Source organism: Kitasatospora sp. SolWspMP-SS2h (genome assembly GCF_003259315.1).
Classification (GTDB): Bacteria; Actinomycetota; Actinomycetes; order Streptomycetales; family Streptomycetaceae; genus Kitasatospora; species Kitasatospora fiedleri.
The window spans coordinates 45,578-67,703 of record NZ_QLLT01000022.1 but is presented as its reverse complement, the minus strand read 5'-3'; the positions used below and the strand labels follow the sequence as shown (position 1 = coordinate 67,703).

At 73.5% G+C, this 22,126-nt stretch carries 22 protein-coding genes; 19 read left to right on the top strand and 3 right to left on the bottom strand.

Annotated features, from left to right (window positions below):
• The first annotated feature begins 89 nt into the window (after positions 1-89).
• Positions 90-665, top strand: coding sequence for a helix-turn-helix domain-containing protein (locus tag K353_RS25385; RefSeq protein ID WP_111555859.1), 576 nt, complete (start codon positions 90-92; stop codon positions 663-665).
• Positions 666-759: 94 nt separating this feature from the next.
• On the opposite strand, the gene K353_RS25380 is transcribed toward K353_RS25385, so the two are convergent.
• Both K353_RS25380 and rpmG read right to left on the bottom strand, forming a co-directional pair.
• A complete protein-coding gene (locus tag K353_RS25380) occupies positions 760-1,002 on the bottom strand; it encodes a type B 50S ribosomal protein L31 (protein ID WP_111555858.1) in 243 nt (80 codons plus the stop codon).
• 68 nt (positions 1,003-1,070) lie between these two features.
• On the bottom strand, positions 1,071-1,235 hold the full coding sequence (gene rpmG / locus K353_RS25375) for a 50S ribosomal protein L33 (protein WP_100835254.1): 165 nt from the start codon (positions 1,233-1,235) through the stop codon (positions 1,071-1,073).
• 138 nt (positions 1,236-1,373) lie between these two features.
• On the opposite strand from rpmG, the gene K353_RS25370 reads away from it, so the two are divergent.
• The 5 genes from K353_RS25370 to K353_RS25350 all read left to right on the top strand — a co-directional run bounded on the left by K353_RS25370 (position 1,374) and on the right by K353_RS25350 (position 5,480).
• Positions 1,374-2,489, top strand: coding sequence for an aminopeptidase P family protein (locus K353_RS25370; RefSeq protein WP_111555857.1), 1,116 nt, complete (start codon positions 1,374-1,376; stop codon positions 2,487-2,489).
• A 70-nt stretch (positions 2,490-2,559) separates the two neighbouring features.
• Positions 2,560-3,123 carry an elongation factor P gene (gene efp, locus K353_RS25365; RefSeq protein WP_111555856.1) on the top strand — a complete coding sequence of 188 codons (564 nt, stop codon included), beginning with the start codon at positions 2,560-2,562 and terminating at the stop codon, positions 3,121-3,123.
• Between the two features lie 2 nt (positions 3,124-3,125).
• The gene (gene nusB, locus K353_RS25360) at positions 3,126-3,563 is read left to right on the top strand and encodes a transcription antitermination factor NusB (protein ID WP_099897939.1); all 438 of its coding nucleotides are present in this window, start codon (positions 3,126-3,128) and stop codon (positions 3,561-3,563) included.
• 70 nt (positions 3,564-3,633) lie between these two features.
• Complete coding sequence (locus K353_RS25355) at positions 3,634-4,497, top strand: thioesterase family protein (RefSeq protein WP_370447655.1); 864 nt, start codon at positions 3,634-3,636, stop codon at positions 4,495-4,497.
• A 197-nt stretch (positions 4,498-4,694) separates the two neighbouring features.
• The gene (locus K353_RS25350) at positions 4,695-5,480 is read left to right on the top strand and encodes a hypothetical protein (protein WP_111555854.1); all 786 of its coding nucleotides are present in this window, start codon (positions 4,695-4,697) and stop codon (positions 5,478-5,480) included.
• A gap of 107 nt (positions 5,481-5,587) precedes the next feature.
• Here K353_RS25350 and K353_RS25345 read toward each other — a convergent pair whose 3' ends face one another.
• Positions 5,588-6,091, bottom strand: a complete 504-nt coding sequence (locus K353_RS25345) for a transcriptional regulator (protein ID WP_030459171.1) — start codon at positions 6,089-6,091, stop codon at positions 5,588-5,590.
• A 263-nt stretch (positions 6,092-6,354) separates the two neighbouring features.
• Between K353_RS25345 and pyrR the strand changes: the two genes are divergently transcribed.
• The 13 genes from pyrR to K353_RS25280 all read left to right on the top strand — a co-directional run bounded on the left by pyrR (position 6,355) and on the right by K353_RS25280 (position 22,082).
• A complete protein-coding gene (pyrR, locus tag K353_RS25340; protein ID WP_111555853.1) occupies positions 6,355-6,966 on the top strand; it encodes a bifunctional pyr operon transcriptional regulator/uracil phosphoribosyltransferase PyrR in 612 nt (203 codons plus the stop codon).
• Between the two features lie 122 nt (positions 6,967-7,088).
• On the top strand, positions 7,089-8,381 hold the full coding sequence (locus K353_RS25335) for a dihydroorotase (RefSeq protein ID WP_111555852.1): 1,293 nt from the start codon (positions 7,089-7,091) through the stop codon (positions 8,379-8,381).
• The gene (locus K353_RS25330) at positions 8,381-8,938 is read left to right on the top strand and encodes a hypothetical protein (RefSeq protein WP_111555851.1); all 558 of its coding nucleotides are present in this window, start codon (positions 8,381-8,383) and stop codon (positions 8,936-8,938) included. Before K353_RS25335 ends, K353_RS25330 begins: the two co-directional genes overlap by 1 nt.
• Positions 8,935-10,092, top strand: a complete 1,158-nt coding sequence (gene carA / locus K353_RS25325) for a glutamine-hydrolyzing carbamoyl-phosphate synthase small subunit (RefSeq protein ID WP_111555850.1) — start codon at positions 8,935-8,937, stop codon at positions 10,090-10,092. The genes K353_RS25330 and carA overlap by 4 nt, the downstream gene beginning before the upstream one ends.
• On the top strand, positions 10,085-13,393 hold the full coding sequence (gene carB, locus K353_RS25320; RefSeq protein ID WP_111555849.1) for a carbamoyl-phosphate synthase large subunit: 3,309 nt from the start codon (positions 10,085-10,087) through the stop codon (positions 13,391-13,393). The genes carA and carB overlap by 8 nt, the downstream gene beginning before the upstream one ends.
• Before the next feature lie 93 nt (positions 13,394-13,486).
• Complete coding sequence (locus K353_RS25315) at positions 13,487-14,584, top strand: quinone-dependent dihydroorotate dehydrogenase (protein ID WP_111555848.1); 1,098 nt, start codon at positions 13,487-13,489, stop codon at positions 14,582-14,584.
• Positions 14,585-14,634: 50 nt separating this feature from the next.
• Positions 14,635-15,474, top strand: coding sequence for an orotidine-5'-phosphate decarboxylase (pyrF, locus tag K353_RS25310; RefSeq protein ID WP_111555847.1), 840 nt, complete (start codon positions 14,635-14,637; stop codon positions 15,472-15,474).
• Positions 15,475-15,703: 229 nt separating this feature from the next.
• On the top strand, positions 15,704-16,030 hold the full coding sequence (mihF, locus tag K353_RS25305) for an integration host factor, actinobacterial type (protein WP_030459182.1): 327 nt from the start codon (positions 15,704-15,706) through the stop codon (positions 16,028-16,030).
• Positions 16,031-16,078: 48 nt separating this feature from the next.
• The gene (gene gmk, locus K353_RS25300) at positions 16,079-16,636 is read left to right on the top strand and encodes a guanylate kinase (RefSeq protein WP_111555846.1); all 558 of its coding nucleotides are present in this window, start codon (positions 16,079-16,081) and stop codon (positions 16,634-16,636) included.
• A 52-nt stretch (positions 16,637-16,688) separates the two neighbouring features.
• Entirely contained in the window at positions 16,689-16,955 is a 267-nt protein-coding gene (rpoZ, locus tag K353_RS25295) for a DNA-directed RNA polymerase subunit omega (RefSeq protein ID WP_030459184.1), read from the top strand.
• Between the two features lie 202 nt (positions 16,956-17,157).
• Complete coding sequence (coaBC, locus tag K353_RS25290; protein ID WP_111555845.1) at positions 17,158-18,384, top strand: bifunctional phosphopantothenoylcysteine decarboxylase/phosphopantothenate--cysteine ligase CoaBC; 1,227 nt, start codon at positions 17,158-17,160, stop codon at positions 18,382-18,384.
• A 246-nt stretch (positions 18,385-18,630) separates the two neighbouring features.
• Complete coding sequence (metK, locus tag K353_RS25285) at positions 18,631-19,842, top strand: methionine adenosyltransferase (protein ID WP_111555844.1); 1,212 nt, start codon at positions 18,631-18,633, stop codon at positions 19,840-19,842.
• Positions 19,843-19,943: 101 nt separating this feature from the next.
• On the top strand, positions 19,944-22,082 hold the full coding sequence (locus K353_RS25280; protein WP_111555843.1) for a primosomal protein N': 2,139 nt from the start codon (positions 19,944-19,946) through the stop codon (positions 22,080-22,082).
• Positions 22,083-22,126: the final 44 nt, after the last annotated feature.

Here is a 22,126-nt window from a genome sequence, read left to right as displayed (position 1 = left end):
GACCCCGCAGTACAGTCGGTGGATCTGTCGATGCCGCCGCAGCATAGTTCAACCTGCTGCACCCACCCAACCAGAATATTGGACTGCCCGTGCCGGACGCCGATCTCGTCACCCAGGCCCTCGCCCGCAACCTCAAGCGCCTGCGGCTCGAACGCGGGCACACCCTGGACGCCCTGGCCGCCCGCTCCGGGGTCAGCCGCGGCATGGTCGTCCAGATCGAACAGGCCCGCACCAACCCGAGCGTGGGCACCGTGGTCCGGCTCGCCGACGCGCTCGGGGTCTCGATCGCCCGGCTGCTCGACTACGACGAGACCTCCGCCGTCCGGATCGTCCCCGCCGAGCAGGCCGTCCGGCTGTGGAGCGGCCCCGGGGGCGGCAGCGGCACCCTGCTCGGCGGCGCGGAGGCCCCCGGGCCGCTGGAGCTGTGGTCTTGGCGGCTGCACCCCGGCGAGTCGCACGCCTCCGACCCGCACCCGCCCGGCACCGTCGAGATCGCCCGGGTCGACGAGGGCGTGCTCACCCTCACCCTGGACGGCCGCGAGCACCGCGTCCCGGCCGGGGCCACCGCCTCCTACGAGGCCGGCACCGCGCACGGCTACCGCAACGACGGCGACGCGCCGTGCCTGGTCACCATGGTGGTCTCGGTCCCCCCGCCCGGCGCGTAGCCGATCGCCGACAGCCGACCGGTGGCCGGCGGTCCGGACACGGGCGAAGGGCCCCGGGGAAGCCCCGGGGCCCTTCGCGTCACGCCGTGCGCCGTCAGCCGCCGTACCTGCGCCGGTACAGCTCCACCCGGCCCTCGGTGTCCATCAGCCGGGCCTTGCCGGTGTAGAACGGGTGGCTCGCCGAGGACGTCTCCACGTCCACCACCGGGTACGTCCGCCCGTCGGCCCACTCGACCGTCCGCTCGCTCGCGGCGGTGGAGCGGGTCAGGAACGACAGGCCCCCGGTCTTGTCGCGGAACACCACCGGACGGTAGTCGGGGTGAATTCCCTGCTGCATGACTGCTCCTCCTCGCTGTGTGTGTCGGTCGGTCCGGGCTTTCGGGCTCACCGAGCCCCCCGGGGGCCTCAGCGGGCCTCGCGGAACTCCACGTGCCGCCCGGCCACCGGATCGAACTTCCTCAGCACCATCCGGTCCGGGTCGTTGCGGCGGTTCTTCCGCGTCGCGTACGTGAACCCGGTGCCCGCCGTCGACCGGAGCGTGACCACCGGTCGCAGTTCGCTGCGTGCCATGCCCGCCTCCTCTCCGTCCTTCTCCCGGCAACGATTGCCGTTTTCATCAGGTCACAACACGGCCGCCACGCCGGGCATTCCCCACCCGACGGCCCGCCCCGACAGGCGCCCCGGGGCCCCCGTTCGTAGGCTCGGGGCATGTCCGACGCGCACGCCGAACGACGCGAACGCCTCCGCGAGCACTGCAGCGCCTCCGGGGCCGACGCCGCGCTGATCACGCGCGCCGCCAACGTCCGCTACCTGACCGGCTGCCCGCCGCTGGGCGCCGCGCTGCTGCTCACCCGCGAGCGCGCGCTGCTCGCGCTGCCCGAGGACGCCGCGCCCCCCGGCGGCGGCGAGGGCGGCGGGTGGCGGCTCGACCCGGAGGTCACCCGGCTGCCGGTGCCCGGCGAGGCCGACGCGGCGTGCGCCGCCGCCGAGGCCGCCGCCCGGCTGCGGGTGCGCGACCTGGCCGTCGAGGAGCACGACCTCACGGTGGCCCGGCACCGCGCCGTCGCCCGGCTGGCGCAGGCGGACCGGCTGCTGGACCTGGACCGGGCGGTCGAGCGGCTGCGGGTGGTCAAGGACGAGCACGAGATCGCCGACCTGCGGATCGCCGCCGAGATCGCCGACCAGGCCCTCGGCGAGCTGCTCGAATCCATCCTGGTCGGCCGCACCGAGCGGCACCTGGCGATGGAGCTGGAGCGCCGGATGATCGACCACGGCGCCGACCGGGCCGCCTTCCCGGTCTCGGTCGGCACCGGCACCCACTCCGGACTGGAGCGCCACCAGCCCACCGACCGCCGGGTCGAGGAGGGCGACTTCCTCACCGTCGCGCTCGGCGCCAGCTACCGCGGCTACGGCATCTCCACCGCCCGCACCTTCGTGATCGGCGCCGCCCCCGCCGCCTGGCAGGTCGAGCTGCACCGGCTGGTCTTCCACGCCCAGCGGGCCGGCCGGGAGGCCCTCGGCCCCGGCGTCGAGCAGCACGTCCCGGACGACGCGGCCCGCTCGATCCTCCAGGCCGCGGGCCACGCCGAGCGCTCCGTGCACGCCCTGGGGCACGGCATCGGCCTGGAGATCCGGGAGGCTCCGCGCCTGGGGCCCGCCGACATGGGTAAACTGGACAATCGCGTGCCGGTCACCGTCGGCCCCGGGGTCCATCTCCCGGGTCGGGGCGGCGTCCGGATCGAGGACACGCTCGTGGTGCGGCCTCCCGAGGAGGGCGGGCCCGAGCTGCTCACCATCACCACCAAGGAGCTCCTCGCGCTGTGACCGAGCCCGGTCCCGGCGGCGCGCCGCTTGGTGTTCCTTGACAGCGGACATATCAGGAGTAAGTGCGCCCGTGGCTACCACGAACGATCTCAAGAACGGCATGGTCCTCAAGCTGGACGGCGGCAAGCTCTGGACCGTCGTCGAGTTCCAGCACGTCAAGCCCGGCAAGGGCCCGGCCTTCGTTCGCACCAAGCTGAAGGAGGTCCTCTCCGGCAAGGTCGTCGAGAAGACCTTCAACGCGGGCATCAAGGTCGAGACCGCCAACGTCGACAAGCGGACCATGCAGTACTCGTACCGCGACGGCGAGGCGTTCATCTTCATGGACATGGACACCTACGACCAGGTCCCGGTCGACGCCGCCACCGTCGGCGACGCCGCCAAGTACCTGCTGGAGGGCTTCGAGGCCCTGGTCGCGCAGAACGAGGGCGTCCCGCTGTACGTCGAGCTCCCCGCCGCGGTCGAGCTGGTCATCGCCGAGACCGAGCCGGGCGTCCAGGGCGACCGCTCCACCGGCGGCACCAAGCCCGCCACCCTGGAGACCGGCGCCGAGATCCAGGTGCCGCTCTTCGTCACCACCGGCGAGAAGGTCAAGGTCGACACCCGCGACGGCAGCTACCTCGGCCGGGTCAAGTAACCGTGGCGGCTGCTCGTAGCAAGGCCCGCACCCGGGCCTTCCAGATCCTGTTCGAGGCGGACCACCGCGGCGTGTCCCCCGAGCGGGTGCTCGCCGACTGGATCGCGCGGGCCCGCGACCCCCGTCCGGACGAGGGCATCCCGCAGGTCGCGGAGTACACCATGCAGCTGGTCGAGGGCTACGCGCAGCACGCGCGCACCATCGACGACCTGATCTCCACCTACGCGGTGGGCTGGACGCTGGACCGGATGCCGATCGCCGACCGCAACGTGCTCCGGCTCGGTGCGTACGAGCTGATCTGGGAGGACGGGACGCCCGACGCGGTGGTCCTGGACGAGTCGGTGGAGATCGCCAAGGAGTTCTCCACGGACGAGTCGCCGGCCTTCGTCAACGGCCTGCTCGCCCGGTTCATGGAGCTCAAGCCGAGCATCCGGCGCTGAGCCCCGCACCTCCCGAAGGCCGCCGGACCTGTTGGTCCGGCGGCCTTCGCGCGTAAGCTACCGGCAAGTAATGTTCTTGCCCGCCGCGCAGAAGGGCCGCGAAGCCATGCCGGAGACCATCCCCGCCTTCGAGTTCGACCAGGGCATCGCGCTCACCCCGCACCCCGGCGAACCCGGCCGCTACGACGGCGAACTCGGCGACGGCTGGCAGATCGGCGGCGGCGTCAACGGCGGCCTGCTGCTCGCCTTCGCCGCGCACGCCCTCGCCCGGGAGGCCGGACCGGCGCACCCGCACCCGCTCACCGTCAGCGGCACCTACGTCTCCGCCTCCCGGCCCGGCCCGGCCACCGTCCGCACCGAGATCGTCCGGCGCGGGCGCAGCCTGGCCACCGGCAGCGCCGTCCTCTCCCAGGGCGGCGAGGAGCGGCTGCGCCTGACCGCCTCCTTCACCGACCTCGCCGGGCTCGACGCGGAGGTCGCCACCACCGCGCTGCCGCCGGAGCTGCCCGGCCCCGAGCAGTGCATAGGCGTCGAGCACGCCCCGCGCGAACTCATCGCCCAGGCCGCCCTGTTGCGCCGCCTCGACCTGCGGCTCGACCCGGCCGCCATCGGCTGGGCGGTGGGGCAGCCGTCCAAGCGGGGGCGGATCCAGGGCTGGTTCCGGCTCGCCGACAAGCGCCCCGCCGACCCGCTCTCCCTGCTGCTCGCGGCCGACGCCCTCCCGCCGGTCACCTTCGACCTCGGCCGCCCCGGCTGGGCCCCCACCATCGAACTCACCGTGCACGTCCGGGCGCTGCCCGCCGACGGCTGGCTCCGGGTCTCCCACGCCACCCGCAACGTGGCCGGCGGCTACTTCGAGGAGGACTGCGAGATCTGGGACGAGAACGGCCGACTGGTCGCCCAGTCCCGCCAGTTGGCGAAGACGCCGCGCTGATCCCCCCGGCCCGGACCGGCTCCGGCGACGGTCGGTTGCAGACTTGTGACAGGCCGTGTGTGTGGGGCGGGTGTGGGAGGGGAGGACTGGGACAGCAGTTGCTCGACCGAGAACCCCGGGAGCCACCGATGTCCAGGAACAGCCGCCGGCCGCGCCGTTGCAGTGCAGAGCCCTCGCACCGGGGCGGGGAGGTCTTCGTGACGGGCATCCTGACCGGCGAGGCGGACTTCGAGCGGGTGCGGGCCTGGCGGGTGACGGACGCGCCGGACTACGCCACGTACCTGCGGGAGGCCGGGGAACTGCTGGCCGGGGCGGTCGAGGAGTACGGCACCGTCCGGGCCCGGATGTTCCACCCGCAGGACTTCGCCGACTACTGCCTGCTGCACGGGCTGGACGTGCGGGAGCAGGCCGCGCGGGACGGCTACCTGGTCAACCCGCCGCTGCAGACCCAGCTGGTGACGTACCGCGGCGAGGACCTGCCGGACTTCCTGCCGCGGCTGGTCCGGGCCCGCGAGGGCGGGCTGACGCTCCGGTACGCGGACCTGCTGATGGACGGGGCGCTGTGCGGGACGGCGGGCGCGGTGGCCGAGCCGCGGGCGCGCTGGACGTACCAGCAGGCGTCCGAGGTGTTCCGGCGGGTGCTGGTCGGGGCGGGCTGCGGGGCGTACGAGTTCCGGGTGGTGGTGGACGCGCCGTCCGGGCCGCTGGAGGCCCGGGCCCGGGTGCTGCACTGGGAGGACGGCGCGGTGCGGATCAACGACGAGGACCTGGACCTGGTCACCGCGGTGCTGTGCGCCGGGCTCTACCGCGAACTGCCGGGCGCCGCCGTGCTGCACGGGACGCAGGGCTCGGGCGCGCTGTGCGGGGAGTACCGGCAGGTGGCCTGGGCCTGGCGGAGCACCGGCCAGGAGTGGTCGCCGGCCGAGCTGGCGGTGGCCGGGGTGGCGGCGGCCCCCGGGTTCAGCCTGGGCACGGTGGTCTGAGCCGCCCGGCGGGCGGCTCGGGTGTGACGGCGGGGCGGGAGACCGGTCGTTTCCGGTGCCCCGCCCCGCTGTGACGTTTCTTCAAACGGACGAGCGGCCGACCGAGGTCAGCTCGCGTCCTCCTCGCGGACCGCGCGGCGCGCGTCCGGGTTCAGCACGCCCCAGCTGATCAGCTGCTCGGTGAGGATCGAGGGGGACTGGTCGTAGATGACGGCCAGGGTGCGCAGGTCGTCCTGGCGGATCGAGAGCACCTTGCCGTTGTAGTCGCCGCGCTGCGACTGGATGGTCGCGGCGTAGCGCTGCAGCGGGCCGGCCTTCTCGGACGGGACCTGGGTCAGCCGCTCCAGGTCGAGGACCAGGCGCGGCGGCGGCTCGGCGGCCCCGCCCGGGGTGCCGCCGGGCAGCAGCTCCTGCACCGGGACGCCGTAGAACTCGGCCAGCTCGGCGAGGCGCTGCACGGTGACCGCGCGGTCGCCGCGCTCGTAGGAGCCGACGACCACAGCCTTCCAGCGACCCTGGGACTTCTCCTCGACGCCGTGCAGGGAGAGCCCCTGCTGAGTGCGGATCGCCCGGAGCTTGGCTCCGAGCTGCTTCGCGTAGTCGCTGGACAATGGATCTCCCCGGACGAGATTGCTTCGCGTGCGCTGAAATGTGAGTGACGAGGGCCACTGCGGCGCATCTTCGTAACTCACTGTGAGGTTACGTAGAGTGAGGGTGGCGCGTCAAGCCGAATGGGGCACTCGTGCGAACGGGCGGCGAACGGGCCGCGATCAGCACGCTGCTACCATGGGCGAGGCTCCGGCTGCGGTCGGAAACCAGTCCAGACATCCTTTAAGACCCGTCCCGTGAGGCGGGGAAGGAGGTCCGCTCCGGCATGACCACACCCAGTTCCACCCCCCGCGCCCCGCACCAGGTGCTGGACGCCACCGACATCGCCCGGGTCGTCACCCGGATCGCGCACGAGATCGTCGAACGCGCCAAGGGCGCCGAGGACGTCGTGCTGCTCGGCATCCACACCCGCGGCGTCCACCTGGCCCGCCGGCTCCAGGGCAAGCTGGCCCAGATCACCGGCCGGGAGATCCCGCTCGGGACGCTGGACATCACCATGTACCGGGACGACCTGCGGCTGAAGCCCGCACGGGCCCAGGAGCACACCGAGATCCCGCCCGGCGGCATCGACGGCAAGCTGGTGGTCATGGTCGACGACGTGCTGTTCTCCGGCCGGACGATCCGCGCCGCGCTCGACGCGCTCAACGACATCGGCCGCCCGCGCGCCGTCCGGCTGGCCGTCCTGGTCGACCGCGGCCACCGCGAACTGCCCATCCGCGCCGACTACGTGGGCAAGAACCTGCCCACCTCGCTGCGCGAGGCCGTACAGGTCCGGCTGGCCGAGTCCGACGGGCTGGACGCCGTCCTGCTGGGCGACCGCGACTACGCGGCCCGCTCCTCCCAGGCCCTCGCCGCCGACCCCGAACCCGCGCAGTAGCGCCGCGTGCAGCGCCACCCCGACCCCGGCCCCGACGGCGCCGCGGCCGCCCCGCGCCGCGCCCCCGGCCCGGCGACCGACACCGACGCTCCCCGCACCCCCGACCCCCAGGAGGCCGCCCAGTGACCACCTACCTGATCCGCAACGCCCAGATCCTCGGCGGCGCCCCCCGGGACATCCACATCGCCGACGGCGTCTTCGCCGCGATCGGCGAGGACCTGGACGTCACGGCCGACATCGACCTCGACGCGCACGGCCTGGTCGCCCTGCCCGGCCTGGTCGACCTGCACACCCACCTGCGCGAGCCCGGCCGGGAGGACGCCGAGACCGTGCTCACCGGCACCCGGGCCGCCGCCATGGGCGGCTACACCGCGGTGCACGCGATGGCCAACACCTCCCCGGTCGCCGACAGCGCCGAGGTGGTCGAGCGGGTCTGGCGGCTCGGCCGGGCCTCCGGCTACTGCGACGTGCAGCCGGTCGGCGCCGTCACCGTCGGCCTGGAGGGCAAGGAGCTCGCCGACCTCGGCGCGATGCACGACTCCGCCGCCGCGGTCCGGGTGTTCTCCGACGACGGCAAGTGCGTGGACGACCCGGTGCTCATGCGCCGCGCCCTGGAGTACGTGCGGACCGTCGGCGGCGTGATCGCCCAGCACGCCCAGGAGCCCCGGCTGACCGAGGGCGCCCAGATGAACGAGGGCGCCGTCTCCGACGAGCTGGGCCTGCCCGGCTGGCCCGCCGTCGCCGAGGAGTCGATCATCGCCCGGGACGTGCTGCTCGCCGCCCACCTCGGCGCCCGGGTGCACGTCTGCCACCTGTCCACCGCCGGGTCGGTCGAGATCGTCCGCTGGGCCAAGGGCCGCGGCTGGGACGTCACCGCCGAGGTCACCCCGCACCACCTGCTGCTCACCGACGAGATGGTGCGCAGCAACGACCCGGTGTACAAGGTCAACCCGCCGCTGCGCACCGCCGCCGACGTCGAGGCGCTGCGCGAGGCGCTGGCCGACGGCACCATCGACGCCGTCGCCACCGACCACGCCCCGCACCCCGCCGCGGACAAGGACTGCGCCTGGACGGTCGCCGCGATGGGCATGGTCGGGCTGGAGACCGCGCTGTCGGTCGTGCAGCAGACCATGGTCGACACCGGCCTGCTGAACTGGGAGGGCGTCGCGGACCGGATGTCGCACCGCCCGGCCCGGATCGGGCGGCTGAGCGGCCACGGACGGTCGGTCTCGGTGGGCGAGCCCGCCAACCTGGTGCTGTTCGATCCCGCGTACCGTGGAGTGGTGAACCCCGACACCTTCGCCACCCGCTCCCGCAACAGCCCGTACCGGGGGACGGACCTGCCCGGCCGGGTGCACGCCACCTTCCTCCGCGGTGAGGCGACCGTGCTGGCCGGAGAGCTGGTCGAGCGCTGATGCTGCTGGCCACCGAGAAGGGCCGCGTCACCGACTGGCCCGGGTACATCGGCGCCACGGTCGGCCTGTTGATCCTGATCGCGCTGGTGTACTGGCTGATGCGGCAGGGCTGGAACTGGCGGCGCACGCTCCAGTCCGACCTGCCCGCGCCGGAGCCCGCACCGCAGGACCCCGGCCCGGCGCTGCTGGCGGCGCCCGGCCGCTACCACGGCTCCACCACCGCCGGGAACTGGCTGGACCGGGTCGTCGCGCACGGCCTGGGCAGGCGCAGCCTGGCCGAACTCACGCTCACCGAGCGGGGCCTGCTGGCCCGCCGCCCCGGCGAGGACGACCTGTGGATCCCGGCCGCCGCGCTCACCGGCGCCCGCACCGACTCCGGCCTCGCCGGGAAGGTCGTGCCGAGCGGACTGCTGGTGGTCGGCTGGCGGCTCGGCGGGAGCGAGCTGGAGAGCGGCTTCCGCCTGGACGCCGCCGCCGCGCACGACGACTGGGTCGAGGCCGTGCAGGCACTAGTGACACGTACGAAGACGACGAAGACGGAAGAGGCCGCCACATGACCGCACCTGCCCCCACCTCGCAGCGCACCAGGCAGGAGCGCGTGCCCGCCGTGCTCGTCCTGGAGGACGGCCGGACCTTCCGCGGCCAGGCGTACGGCGCGGTCGGCGAGACCTTCGGCGAGGCGGTCTTCAACACCGGCATGTCCGGTTACCAGGAGACCCTGACCGACCCGTCCTACCACCGCCAGGTGGTCGTGATGACCGCCCCGCAGATCGGCAACACCGGCTGGAACGACGAGGACGACGAGTCGCAGCGGATCTGGGTCGCCGGCTACGTGGTCCGCGACCCCGCCCGGGTCCCCTCCAACTGGCGCTCGAAGCGCTCGCTGGACGAGGAGCTGGAGCGCCAGGGCGTGGTCGGCATCAGCGGGATCGACACCCGCGCGCTCACCCGCCACCTGCGCGAGCGCGGCGCGATGCGGGTCGGCATCTTCTCCGGCCCGGCCGTCGCCGACCGGGCCGAGCTGCTGGCCAAGGTGCAGCAGGCCCCGGAGATGAAGGGCGCCGACCTGTGCGCCGAGGTCGCCACCAAGGAGGCCTACGTCGTCCCGGCGGTCGGCGAGAAGAAGTTCACCGTCGCCGCCCTCGACCTCGGGATCAAGGGCATGACCCCGCAGCGGATGGCCGAGCGCGGCATCGAGGTGCACGTGCTGCCCGCGAACAGCTCGGTGGAGGACATCTACGCCGTGCGGCCCGACGGCGTGTTCTTCTCCAACGGCCCCGGCGACCCGGCCACCGCCGACCGGCAGGTCGAGGTGCTGCGCGGCGTGCTGGCCAAGAAGACCCCGTTCTTCGGCATCTGCTTCGGCAACCAGCTCCTGGGCCGGGCCCTCGGGTTCGGCACCTACAAGCTCAAGTACGGCCACCGCGGCATCAACCAGCCGGTGCAGGACCGCGCCACCGGCAAGGTCGAGGTGACCGCCCACAACCACGGCTTCGCCGTGGACGCGCCGCTGGACCGGGTGAGCGACACCCCCTTCGGGCGGGTCGAGGTCTCCCACGTCTGCCTCAACGACGACGTGGTCGAGGGCCTCCAGGCACTCGACACCCCCGCCTTCAGCGTGCAGTACCACCCCGAAGCGGCGGCCGGCCCGCACGACGCCGCCTACCTCTTCGACCGCTTCGTCTCGCTCATGGAGGGCCAGCGTGCCTAAGCGCACCGACATCAAGTCCGTCCTGGTGATCGGCTCCGGTCCGATCGTCATCGGCCAGGCGGCGGAGTTCGACTACTCGGGCACGCAGGCCTGCCGGGTGCTCAAGGCCGAGGGCCTGCGGGTGATCCTGGTCAACTCCAACCCGGCCACCATCATGACCGACCCGGAGATCGCCGACGCCACCTACGTCGAGCCGATCACCCCGGAGTTCGTCGAGAAGATCATCGCCAAGGAGCGCCCCGACGCGCTGCTGCCGACCCTGGGCGGCCAGACCGCGCTGAACACCGCGATCTCGCTGCACAAGGCGGGCACGCTGGAGAAGTACGACGTCGAGCTGATCGGCGCCGACGTCGAGGCGATCAACAAGGGCGAGGACCGCGAGCTGTTCAAGGGCGTGGTCGAGGCCGTCCGCGCCAAGATCGGCCACGGCGAGTCCGCCCGCTCGGTGATCTGCCACTCGATGGAGGACGTCCTCGCCGGCGTCGACACCCTCGGCGGCTACCCGGTCGTGGTCCGCCCCTCCTTCACCATGGGCGGCGCCGGCTCCGGCTTCGCGCACGACGAGGAGGACCTGCGCCGGATCGCCGGCCAGGGACTGACCCTCTCGCCGACCACCGAGGTGCTCCTGGAGGAGTCCATCCTCGGCTGGAAGGAGTACGAGCTGGAGCTGATGCGCGACAAGCACGACAACGTCGTGGTGGTCTGCTCCATCGAGAACTTCGACCCGATGGGCGTGCACACCGGCGACTCGATCACCGTCGCCCCGGCGATGACGCTCACCGACCGCGAGTACCAGATCCTGCGCGACATCGGCATCGCGGTGATCCGCGAGGTCGGCGTCGACACCGGCGGCTGCAACATCCAGTTCGCGGTCAACCCCGCCGACGGCCGGGTCATCGTCATCGAGATGAACCCGCGCGTCTCGCGCTCCTCCGCGCTGGCCTCCAAGGCGACCGGCTTCCCGATCGCCAAGATCGCCGCGAAGCTCGCCGTCGGCTACACGCTGGACGAGATCCCCAACGACATCACCGAGCAGACCCCGGCCTCCTTCGAGCCGTCCCTCGACTACGTCGTCGTCAAGGTGCCGCGCTTCGCGTTCGAGAAGTTCCCGTCCGCCGACGCCACGCTGACCACCACCATGAAGTCGGTCGGCGAGGCCATGGCGATGGGCCGCAACTTCCCCGAGGCGCTGAACAAGGCGCTGCGCTCGCTGGAGAAGAAGGGCTCCCAGTTCAGCTGGGTCGGCGAGCCGGGCGACAAGGCCGAGCTGCTGGTCAAGGCCCAGGTCCCGACCGACGGCCGGATCAACACCGTCATGCAGGCGATCCGGGCCGGCGCCACCCCCGAGGAGGTCTTCGAGTCCACGAAGATCGACCCGTGGTTCGTCGACCAGCTCTTCCTGATCCACGAGATCGCCACCGAGCTCGCCGACGGCGACAAGCTCGACCCGGAGCTGCTGCGGCACGCCAAGCGGCACGGCTTCTCCGACCAGCAGATCGCCGAGATCCGCGGCCTGCGGGCCGACGTGGTCCGCGAGGTGCGGCACGCGCTCGGCATCCGCCCGGTCTTCAAGACCGTCGACACCTGCGCCGCCGAGTTCGCCGCCCGGACCCCGTACTTCTACTCGTCCTACGACGAGGAGAACGAGGTCGCCCCGCGCACCAAGCCCGCCGTGATCATCCTGGGCTCCGGCCCGAACCGGATCGGCCAGGGCATCGAGTTCGACTACTCCTGCGTGCACGCCTCCTTCGCGCTCGCCGACGCCGGGTACGAGACCGTGATGGTCAACTGCAACCCGGAGACCGTCTCCACCGACTACGACACCTCCGACCGGCTCTACTTCGAGCCGCTCACCCTGGAGGACGTGCTGGAGATCGTCCACGCCGAGCAGCAGGCCGGACCGCTGGCCGGCGTGATCGTGCAGCTCGGCGGCCAGACCCCGCTGGGCCTGGCGCAGGCGCTCAAGGACAACGGCGTGCCGATCGTCGGCACCCCGCCGGAGGCGATCCACCTCGCCGAGGAGCGCGGCGCGTTCGGCCGGGTGCTGCGCGACGCCGGCCTGCCCGCGCCCAAGCACGGCACCGCGTTCTCCTTCGAGGAGGCCAAGGCGATCGCCGACGAGATCGGCTACCCCGTGCTGGCCCGCCCGTCCTACGTGCTCGGCGGCCGCGGCATGGAGATTGTCTACGACGAGCCCTCGCTCGCCTCCTACCTGGAGCGGCACGCCGGCCTGATCTCCGAGCACCCCGTGCTGATCGACCGCTTCCTCGACGACGCGGTCGAGATCGACGTCGACGCCCTCTACGACGGCGAGGAGCTGTACCTCGGCGGCGTCATGGAGCACATCGAGGAGGCCGGCATCCACTCCGGCGACTCCGCCTGCGCGCTGCCCCCGATCACCCTCGGCGGGTACGACATCAAGCGGCTGCGCTCGGCCACCGAGGGCATCGCCAAGGGCGTCGGCGTGCGCGGCCTGATCAACATCCAGTTCGCGCTCTCCGGCGACATCCTGTACGTGCTGGAGGCCAACCCGCGCGCCTCCCGCACCGTGCCGTTCACCTCCAAGGCCACCGCCGTCCCGCTGGCCAAGGCCGCCGCCCGGATCTCGCTCGGCGCCACCGTCGCCGAGCTGCGCGCCGAGGGCCTGCTGCCCCGGGAGGGCGACGGCGGCACGCTGCCCGCCGACGCGCCGATCTCGGTCAAGGAGGCCGTGATGCCGTGGTCGCGCTTCCGCGACGTGCACGGCCGCGGCGTGGACACCGTGCTCGGCCCCGAGATGCGCTCCACCGGCGAGGTCATGGGCATCGACCGGGTCTTCGGCACCGCGTACGCCAAGTCCCAGGCCGGCGCGTACGGCGCCCTGCCCACCAAGGGCAAGGTGTTCGTCTCGGTCGCCAACCGCGACAAGCGCAACCTGGTCTTCCCGGCCCGCGCGCTGGTCGAGCTCGGCTTCGAACTGCTCGCCACCACCGGCACCGCCGAGGTGCTCCAGCGCGGCGGCATCCCCGCCACCGTGGTGCGCAAGCACTCCGACGGCGTGGGCCCGGACGGCGAGAAGACCATCGTCCAGCTGATCCACGAGGGCGGGGTCGACCTGATCATCAACACCCCGTACGGCACCGGCGGCCGCCTCGACGGCTACGAGATCCGCACCGCCGCGGTCTCCCGGGGCGTGCCCTGCCTGACCACCGTGCAGGCGATGGGCGCGGCCGTCCAGGGCATCGCCGAGCTGCGGCGCGGCGAGATCGGCGTGATGTCGCTCCAGGAGCACGCCGCCCTGATCAACTCCGGCCGCAGCTAAGGCCGAACCCGTGGGGGGCACGCCGGTCCGGTCACCGGGTGCCCCCCACGTCCATGTCCCGGTCCGGCTCGGCTGACGGAGGTCACCCCCGCGATGTACAAGCTCCTGTTCCACCTGGTGTTCAAGAAGATGGACCCGGAGAAGGCCCACCACCTGGCCTTCTTCTGGATCCGGCTGGCCCGCTCGGTGCCCGGCCTGCGCACGCTGGTGCGGGCCCTGCTCGCCCCGCGCGACCCCCGGCTGCGCACCACCGCGCTCGGCCTCGACCTGCCCGGCCCGTTCGGCCTCGGCGCGGGCTTCGACAAGGACGGCATCGGCATCGACGGCCTGTCCATGCTCGGCTTCGACTTCGTCGAGATCGGCACCGTCACCGGCGAGCCGCAGCCCGGCAACCCGGCGCCCCGGCTGTTCCGCCTGGTCGAGGACCGGGCGCTGATCAACCGGATGGGCTTCAACAACCAGGGCTCGGCCCGGGTCGCCGCCCGCCTCGCCGCCCGCCCGCACACCACCAGCACCCCCGTCATCGGCGTCAACATCGGCAAGACCAAGGCCGTGCCGGAGGACGAGGCGACGGCCGACTACCTGAAGAGCGCCCGGGCGCTCGCCCCCCACGCCGACTACCTGGTCGTCAACGTCTCCTCGCCGAACACCCCCGGGCTGCGCAACCTCCAGGCCGTCCAGGTGCTCGGGCCGCTGCTGTGGGACGTCCGCAAGGCCGCCGACGAGGTCACCCGCCACCACGTGCCGCTGCTGGTGAAGATCGCCCCCGACCTCGCCGACGAGGACATCGACGAGATCGCCGACATGGCCCTGCACCTCGGCCTGGACGGCATCATCGCCACCAACACCACCATCGGCCGCGAGGGCCTGCGCACCCCCGCCGAACGGGTCACCGAGATCGGCATGGGCGGCCTCTCCGGCGCCCCGCTCAAGGAGCGCTCGCTGGAGGTGCTGGAGCGGCTGCGCAAGCGCACCGACGGCCGGCTCGCCCTCGTCTCGGTCGGCGGCATCGAGACCGCCGAGGACGCCTGGCAGCGCATCCTGGCCGGCGCCGACCTGGTCCAGGGCTACTCCGCGTTCATCTACCAGGGCCCGTTCTGGATGCGCAAGGTGCACAAGGGCCTGTCGGCCCGGCTGCGCGCCGCCGGGTACACCACCATCGGCGAGGCGGTCGGCCGGGGCAACCGCTGAGACCCGCCCCGCCCGCCGCACCACCACGACCACGACGACGAGAGACCGCGATGACTGACACCACGCCCTTCGGCACCCGCCTGCGCGCCGCCCTCGACACCCGGGGCCCGCTCTGCGTCGGCATCGACCCGCACGCCTCGCTGCTCACCGCCTGGGGCCTGAACGACGACCTGGCCGGGCTGGAGGCCTTCTCCCGCACGGTGGTCGAGGCGCTGGCCGACCGGGTCGCGGTGCTCAAGCCGCAGTCCGCGTTCTTCGAGCGCTTCGGCAGCCGCGGCACCGCCGTGCTGGAGCGCGCGGTGGCCGAGGCCCGGGTGGCCGGGGCGCTGGTGCTGATGGACGCCAAGCGCGGCGACATCGGCTCGACCATGGCCGCGTACGCCGAGACCTTCCTGGTGCCGGACAGCCCGCTGTTCTCCGACGCGCTCACCGTCAGCCCCTACCTGGGCTTCGGCTCGCTCCAGCCGGCCGTGGACCTGGCGCGCGCCAACGGCTGCGGCCTGTTCGCGCTGGCGCTGACCTCCAACCCGGAGGGGCACGAGGTGCAGCGGGCGGTCGGCGCGGACGGGCGGAGCGTGGCGCAGGCGGTGCTGGACCGGCTGGCGGCGGAGAACGCGGGCGCCGAGCCGCTCGGGTCGTTCGGCGCGGTGGTCGGCGCGACCCTCGCGGACGCCGGGGTGGACCTGGCGATCAACGGCCCGCTGCTGGCCCCCGGGGTGGGCGCGCAGGGCGCCACCGCGGCCGACCTGCCGCGGGTCTTCGGCGACCAGGTGCGCAACGTGGTGCCCTCGGTCAGCCGGGACGTGCTCAGGCACGGACCGTCGGTGGCGGCGCTCCGGCAGGCCGCGCAGGTGTTCATCGACGATGTGAGGGGCGTCACAAACGCCTGAGCAATCGGCCGCCAACTCGGTTGATTTGACCGGAAAACTCCCAGGTCGGCCCCTGCTGACCTGGACTTTTCGTGTTCTTTTCCTGACGCGGCGGCCCAAGTTGGGTAGTGTCCGGCGGTAGGACGCCAGTTGGCGGTGGTCACGGCCACCTCCGCAGGTCAGAGCCTGTGGCGTCCGGGCACCACCAAGTCATGGCTCATCCCTTCCATCCACACCTGAGGTGAACGGCGTGGCTCTTCCGCCCCTTACTCCCGAACAGCGCACCGCCGCGCTCGCCAAGGCCGCCGAGGCTCGCCGGAAGCGGGCCGACGTCAAGAACCGGCTGAAGCACTCGGGCGCCTCGCTGCACGACGTCATCAAGGCCGGCAAGTCCGACGACGAGGTCATCGGCAAGATGAAGGTCTCCGCCCTGCTGGAGTCCCTGCCGGGCGTCGGCAAGGTGCGCGCCAAGCAGATCATGGAGCGCCTGGGCATCTCCGAGAGCCGTCGCGTGCGCGGCCTCGGTACGAACCAGATCGCCTCCCTGGAGCGCGAGTTCGGCGGCGCCGCCTCCTGACCGGAGGCCGGTGTCGGCGGAACCTCCGCGATCCGGGATAATCGGTGCATGAGTGAGCGTCCGCGGCTGACCGTGCTCTCCGGCCCCTCCGGGGTCGGCAAGAGCACGGTCGTCGCTCATATGAGGAAGCAGTTCCCCGAGGTCTGGCTGTCGGTGTCGGCGACGACCCGGCACCCGCGCCCCGGTGAGCGCGACGGCGTGCAGTACCACTTCGTCGACCACGAGCAGTTCGACAAGCTGGTGGCCAACGGCGAGCTGCTGGAGTGGGCGGTCTTCGCCGGGAACCGGTACGGGACGCCGCGGCAGGCGGTGCTCGACAAGCTCGACAAGGGCGAGCCGGTGCTGCTGGAGATCGACCTCCAGGGCGCCCGGCAGGTCAAGGCGTCGATGCCCGAGGCGCAGCTGGTCTTCCTGGCCCCGCCGAGCTGGGAGGAGCTGGTCCGCCGGCTCACCGGCCGGGGCACCGAGCCGCAGGACGTGATCGACGAGCGGCTCGCGGTGGCGAAGGTCGAGCTGGCGGCCGAGGCGGAGTTCGACACGACCCTTGTCAACACCTCCGTCGAGCAGGTAGCGGCCGAACTGCTAGCCTTGCTCGGTGTAGCCTGACCGGATCGGCTGCACCCAGCCGGTCTGACAAAACCACTTCGGAAGGTTCAGCGTGTCCTCTTCGATGACCGCGCCCGAGGGCATCATCAACCCGCCGATCGACGAGCTGCTCGAGGCCACCGACTCCAAGTACAGCCTGGTGATCTACGCGGCCAAGCGGGCCCGCCAGATCAACGCGTACTACTCCCAGCTGGGCGAGGGCCTGCTGGAGTACGTCGGCCCGCTGGTCGACACCCACGTGCACGAGAAGCCGCTGTCGATCGCGCTCCGCGAGATCAACGCCGGCCTGCTCACCGCCGAGGCGGTCGAGGGCGCCTGAGCCCCGCGCTCCCCGGAGGGCCCGTCCGACGCCGCAGCGCGTCGGACGGGCCCTCCGTCGTTCCCGGGGCCGTGGGGCCGCCGGGACGTCGGGCTGCGGGGGCCCGCGGGGTGTGCGCGGTGACACGTCGCAGCCGCGCGCTGAGGGGCCGTAAGGTGGGCGCGAGCCCGTCGCAGCGTCGCAGCAAGGAGAGCCGACCGTCATGAACGCGTCCCGTGTGGTCCTCGGCGTGAGCGGCGGGATCGCCGCCTACAAGGCCTGTGAGCTGCTGCGGAGGTTCAGCGAGTCCGGGCACGAGGTGACGGTGGTGCCGACCGCGGCGGCGCTGCACTTCGTCGGGGAGGCGACCTGGGCGGCGCTGTCCGGGCGGCCGGCGGCGACCGAGACCTGGGAGCGGGTGCACGAGGTCCCGCACGTGCGGATCGGGCAGCGGGCGGACCTGGTGGTGGTCGCCCCGGCCACCGCGGACCTGCTGGCGAAGGCCGCCCACGGCCTGGCCGACGACCTGCTGACCAACACCCTGCTGACCGCCCGCTGCCCGGTGGTGTTCGCGCCCGCCATGCACACCGAGATGTGGGAGCACCCCGCCACCCGGGAGAACGTCGCCACGCTGCGGCGGCGCGGCGCGGTCGTCATCGAGCCGGCCGTGGGCCGCCTCACCGGCGTCGACACCGGCAAGGGCCGGCTGCCCGACCCGGCCGAGGTCTTCGCCGTCTGCCGCCGGCTGCTGGAGCGCGGCCCGCTGGAGCGCGACCTGACCGGCCGTCACGTGGTGGTCTCGGCGGGCGGCACCCGCGAGCCGCTCGACCCGGTGCGCTTCCTCGGCAACCGCTCCTCCGGCAAGCAGGGCTACGCGCTGGCCGCCACCGCGGTGGCCCGCGGGGCCCGGGTCACCCTGGTGGCCGCGAACACCGCGCTGCCCGACCCGGCCGGGGTGGACGTGGTCCGGGTCGGCACCGCGCTGCAGCTGCGCGAGGCGGTGCTGAAGGCCGCCGGGGACGCCGACGCGGTGGTGATGGCCGCCGCGGTGGCCGACTTCCGGCCCGCCGAGTACGCCGGCGGCAAGATCAAGAAGGTGGACGGGGTCGAGCCCGCGCCGATCGTGCTGGTCCGCAACCCCGACGTGCTGGCCGAGGTCGCCGCCGACCGCCCCCGCCCGGGGCAGCTGGTGGTCGGCTTCGCCGCCGAGACCGACGACGTGCTGGCCAACGGCCGGGCCAAGCTCGCCCGCAAGGGCTGCGACCTGCTGGTGGTCAACGAGGTCGGCGACGGCAAGGCGTTCGGCCGGGACACCAACAGCGCCGTGCTGCTCGGCGCGGACGGCTCGGAAGTCCACATCGCGGACGGGCCGAAGGAGATCCTGGCGGACGCGATCTGGGACCGGGTCGCCGCCCGGCTGCCCCGCGACGGCGCCGAGGCGGAGCGTTAACCGACGCAACGCCCCGAGTTGTCCCGGTAGTTGGATCTTGCGGAGCCGCCGGTTCGGCCGCGACCCGCCCTGACCGGCGAAGATCCACCGGTGTGATCCGTGTCCCGGACACGACGGACCTTCGTCAGGAGTGCCCCGCGATCGGTAGCCGACCGTTACACTCCACTCCAGGAATCAAGTCTTTCCGGATGCCTCGGGACTTCCGAGCGCATTCAGTCAGCAGCCGCTGCAACCCCAGGGAGCGCTGTGTCTCGCCGCCTGTTCACCTCGGAGTCCGTGACCGAGGGACACCCCGACAAGATCGCTGACCAGATCAGCGACACCATCCTGGACGCCCTCCTGAAGGACGACCCGACCTCGCGCGTGGCCGTGGAGACCCTGATCACCACGGGTCTGGTGCACATCGCCGGCGAGGTGACCACGAAGGCGTACGCGCCGATCGCGCAGCTGGTCCGGGAGAAGATCCTGGAGATCGGCTACGACTCGTCGAAGAAGGGCTTCGACGGGGCCTCGTGCGGCGTGTCGGTGTCGATCGGCGCGCAGTCGCCGGACATCGCGCAGGGCGTGGACACCGCGCACGAGCACCGGGTCGAAGGCGACGTCGAGGACGAGCTGGACCGGCAGGGCGCGGGCGACCAGGGCCTGATGTTCGGTTACGCGTGCGACGACACGCCGGAGCTGATGCCGCTGCCGATCACGCTGGCGCACCGGCTGTCGCGGCGGTTGAGCGAGGTCCGCAAGAACGGGACGATCCCGTACCTGCGGCCCGACGGCAAGACCCAGGTCACCATCGAGTACGACGGCGACCGGGCGGTGCGGCTGGACACCGTGGTGGTGTCCTCGCAGCACGCCAGCGACATCGACCTGGACTCGCTGCTCACCCCGGACATCCGGGAGTTCGTGGTGGAGCCGGAGCTGAAGGCGCTGGCCGAGCAGGGCATCGAGCTCGCCACCGACGGCTACCGGCTGCTGGTCAACCCGACCGGGCGGTTCGAGATCGGCGGGCCGATGGGCGACGCGGGCCTGACCGGCCGCAAGATCATCATCGACACGTACGGCGGCATGGCCCGCCACGGCGGCGGCGCCTTCTCCGGCAAGGACCCGTCCAAGGTGGACCGTTCGGCGGCGTACGCGATGCGCTGGGTGGCGAAGAACATCGTCGCGGCGGGCCTGGCCCGCCGGGCCGAGGTCCAGGTCGCGTACGCGATCGGCAAGGCCGAGCCGGTGGGCCTGTTCGTGGAGACCTTCGGCACCGAGAGCGTCCCGGTCACCAAGATCCAGGAAGCCGTCACCAAGGTCTTCGACCTGCGCCCGGCCGCGATCATCCGCGACCTGGACCTGCTGCGCCCGATCTACCAGCAGACCGCCGCGTACGGCCACTTCGGCCGTGAGCTGCCGGACTTCACCTGGGAGCGCACCGACCGCGTCGACGCGCTGAAGGCCGCCGCCACCAGCTGAGCCCGCTCCGTCCGCAGCCGTCCGTCCGGGGGTTCCGACCCCCGGACGGACGGCTGCGTCGTGCCGCCGGCGTTGTCGGCGGGTTCCGCTAGGTTGGGGGCGTGAGCAGCGCGGACGGCCCCGGGGAGCAGCTGGCGTTCATCCGGGAGACGGTGCGCCGGGCGAAGCCGCGGGCCGCGCGCGGCGTGGTGCCCGCCGAACGGCAGCCGGTGGCGCGGGTGCTGGTCGACAAGGGCGTGCTGAGCCTGGACCAGTACTTCGACTACGCGGTGCCCGAGGCGATGTCCGCGGACGCCCGGCCCGGCGTCCGGGTCCGGGTGCGGTTCGGCGGCCGGGTCGGCGCGCACGGGCGGCGCGAGGGCGGGGCGCTGCACGACGGGTTCGTGGTCGAGCGGCGGGACGACTCCGACTACGCGGGCCCGCTGGCGCCGCTGGCCCGCGTCCTGTCACCCGAGCAGGTGCTGACGCCGCAGCTGCTGCGGCTGTGCCGGGCCGTCGCCGACCGCTACGCCGGGACGCTGGCGGACGTGCTGCAACTGGCGATCCCGCCCCGGCACGCCGGGGCGGAGGGCGAGCCGTCACCGCGCCCGCTGCCGCCGCCGGACGCGCCCCCCGCCGGGAGCTGGGAGCGGTACGTCCACGGGCCCGAGTTCCTCGGCTCGCTGGCGGGCGGGCACGCCCCGCGCGCGGTCTGGACGGCGCTGCCCGGCCCCGAGTGGCCGGCCGAGATCGCCCGGGCGGTCGCCGCGACCCTGGCCGCCGGGCGCGGCGCGCTGGTGGTGCTGCCCGACGGGCGCGCGGTGGCCCGGGTGGACGCGGCGCTGCGGGCGCTGCTCGGCGAGGGGCGGCACGCGGTGCTGGCCGCCGGGACCGGCCCGCAGGAGCGCTACCGGCGCTGGCTGTCGGTCAGCCGGGGCTCGGTGCGGGCCGCGATCGGCACCCGGGCGGCGGTGTTCGCACCGGTGCGCGACCTCGGGCTGGTGGTGGTCTGGTCGGACGGCGACAGCAGCCACAGCGACCCCAACGCGCCGTACCCGCACGTGCGGGAGGTGGCGCTGCTGCGGGCCGCCGAGGAGGGCGCGGCGGTGCTGCTGGGCGGCGTGTCGATGACGGTCGAGGCCGCGCAGCTGCTGCGCTCCGGCTGGGCCCGGCCGCTGGCCGCCGCCCGGGAGACGGTCCGCCGGACCGCGCCCCGGGTGCGCACGGTCACCGAGCACGACCAGGCCCGGGACGCGGCGGCCCAGGCGGCCCGGCTGCCGTCAGTGGCCTGGGAGACCGCCCGGGAGGCGCTGGCCCGGGGGCCGGTGCTGGTCCAGGTGCCGCGGCGGGGCTACGCGCCCCGGCTGGTCTGCGGGAACTGCCGGGAGACGGCCCGCTGCCGGGCCTGCGGCGGGCCGCTCCAGTCGCCGGCGGCGGACGCCGCGCCGGTCTGCGCCTGGTGCGGCACGGCGGAGCCGGACTGGCACTGCGCCGAGTGCGGGTCGTTCCGGCTGCGGGCCGCGGTGGTGGGCGTGCGGCGCACCGCGGAGGAGCTGGGCAAGGCGTTCCCGCGCATCCCGGTGCGGACGTCCGGGCGGGACGCGGTGCTGGCGACGGTGCCGGGCACGCCCGCGCTGGTGCTGGCCACGCCCGGCGCGGAGCCGGTCGCGGACGGGCCCGGGTACGCGGCGGCGCTGCTGCTGGACGGCTGGGCGCTGCTCAACCGGCCCGACCTGCGGGCCGGCGAGGAGGCGGTGCGGCGCTGGCTGACGGCCGCCGCGCTGGTCCGCCCGGCCGGGGAGGGCGGCACCGTCGTGGTCGTCGCGGAGCCGGCGGCGCGGGCCGTGCAGGCGCTGGTGCGGTGGGACCCGGCCGGGCACGCCGGGACGGAACTCGACGAGCGGGAGGAGCTCAGGTTCCCGCCGGTCTCGCGGATGGCCTCGGTGACGGGGCCGACCCGGGCGGTCGCGGACCTGCTGGGGCTGCTGCGGCTCCCGGCGGGCGCGGACGTGCTGGGGCCGGTGCTGGTGTCGGTTCCGGCGCACGGGGGGCCGGGGGGTTCCGGGGGTCCGGGGGGTCCCGGGGGGCTCGGGGGTTCCGGGGGAGCGCGGGAGGAGGGGGTGGAGCGCGCGCTGGTGCGGGTCGCGCCGGGGCAGGGGGCCGCGCTGGCGTCCGCGCTGAAGGCGGCGCAGATCGCGCGGCTGGCGCTGCGGGGGGCGGAGACGGTGCGGATCCGGGTGGACCCGACGGACATCGGCTGAGACCCGCCGCGCCGGGCGTCGGCGGGACGGTGCGAGAACGGGGG

Excerpts from the sequence above, each read along its gene's own strand:
- K353_RS25330 (WP_111555851.1), top strand. The coding sequence starts at position 8,381 with ATGCTGCTGGCCACCGAGAAGGGCCGCGTCACCGACTGGCCCGGGTAC.
- K353_RS25315 (WP_111555848.1), top strand. The coding sequence starts at position 13,487 with ATGTACAAGCTCCTGTTCCACCTGGTGTTCAAGAAGATGGACCCGGAG.
- gmk (WP_111555846.1), top strand. The coding sequence starts at position 16,079 with ATGAGTGAGCGTCCGCGGCTGACCGTGCTCTCCGGCCCCTCCGGGGTC.
- K353_RS25370 (WP_111555857.1), top strand. The coding sequence starts at position 1,374 with ATGTCCGACGCGCACGCCGAACGACGCGAACGCCTCCGCGAGCACTGC.
- K353_RS25380 (WP_111555858.1), bottom strand. The coding sequence starts at position 1,002 with ATGCAGCAGGGAATTCACCCCGACTACCGTCCGGTGGTGTTCCGCGAC.
- coaBC (WP_111555845.1), top strand. The coding sequence starts at position 17,158 with ATGAACGCGTCCCGTGTGGTCCTCGGCGTGAGCGGCGGGATCGCCGCC.
- pyrR (WP_111555853.1), top strand. The coding sequence starts at position 6,355 with ATGACCACACCCAGTTCCACCCCCCGCGCCCCGCACCAGGTGCTGGAC.
- carA (WP_111555850.1), top strand. The coding sequence starts at position 8,935 with ATGACCGCACCTGCCCCCACCTCGCAGCGCACCAGGCAGGAGCGCGTG.
- pyrF (WP_111555847.1), top strand. The coding sequence starts at position 14,635 with ATGACTGACACCACGCCCTTCGGCACCCGCCTGCGCGCCGCCCTCGAC.
- rpmG (WP_100835254.1), bottom strand. The coding sequence starts at position 1,235 with ATGGCACGCAGCGAACTGCGACCGGTGGTCACGCTCCGGTCGACGGCG.
- K353_RS25355 (WP_370447655.1), top strand. The coding sequence starts at position 3,634 with ATGTTCTTGCCCGCCGCGCAGAAGGGCCGCGAAGCCATGCCGGAGACC.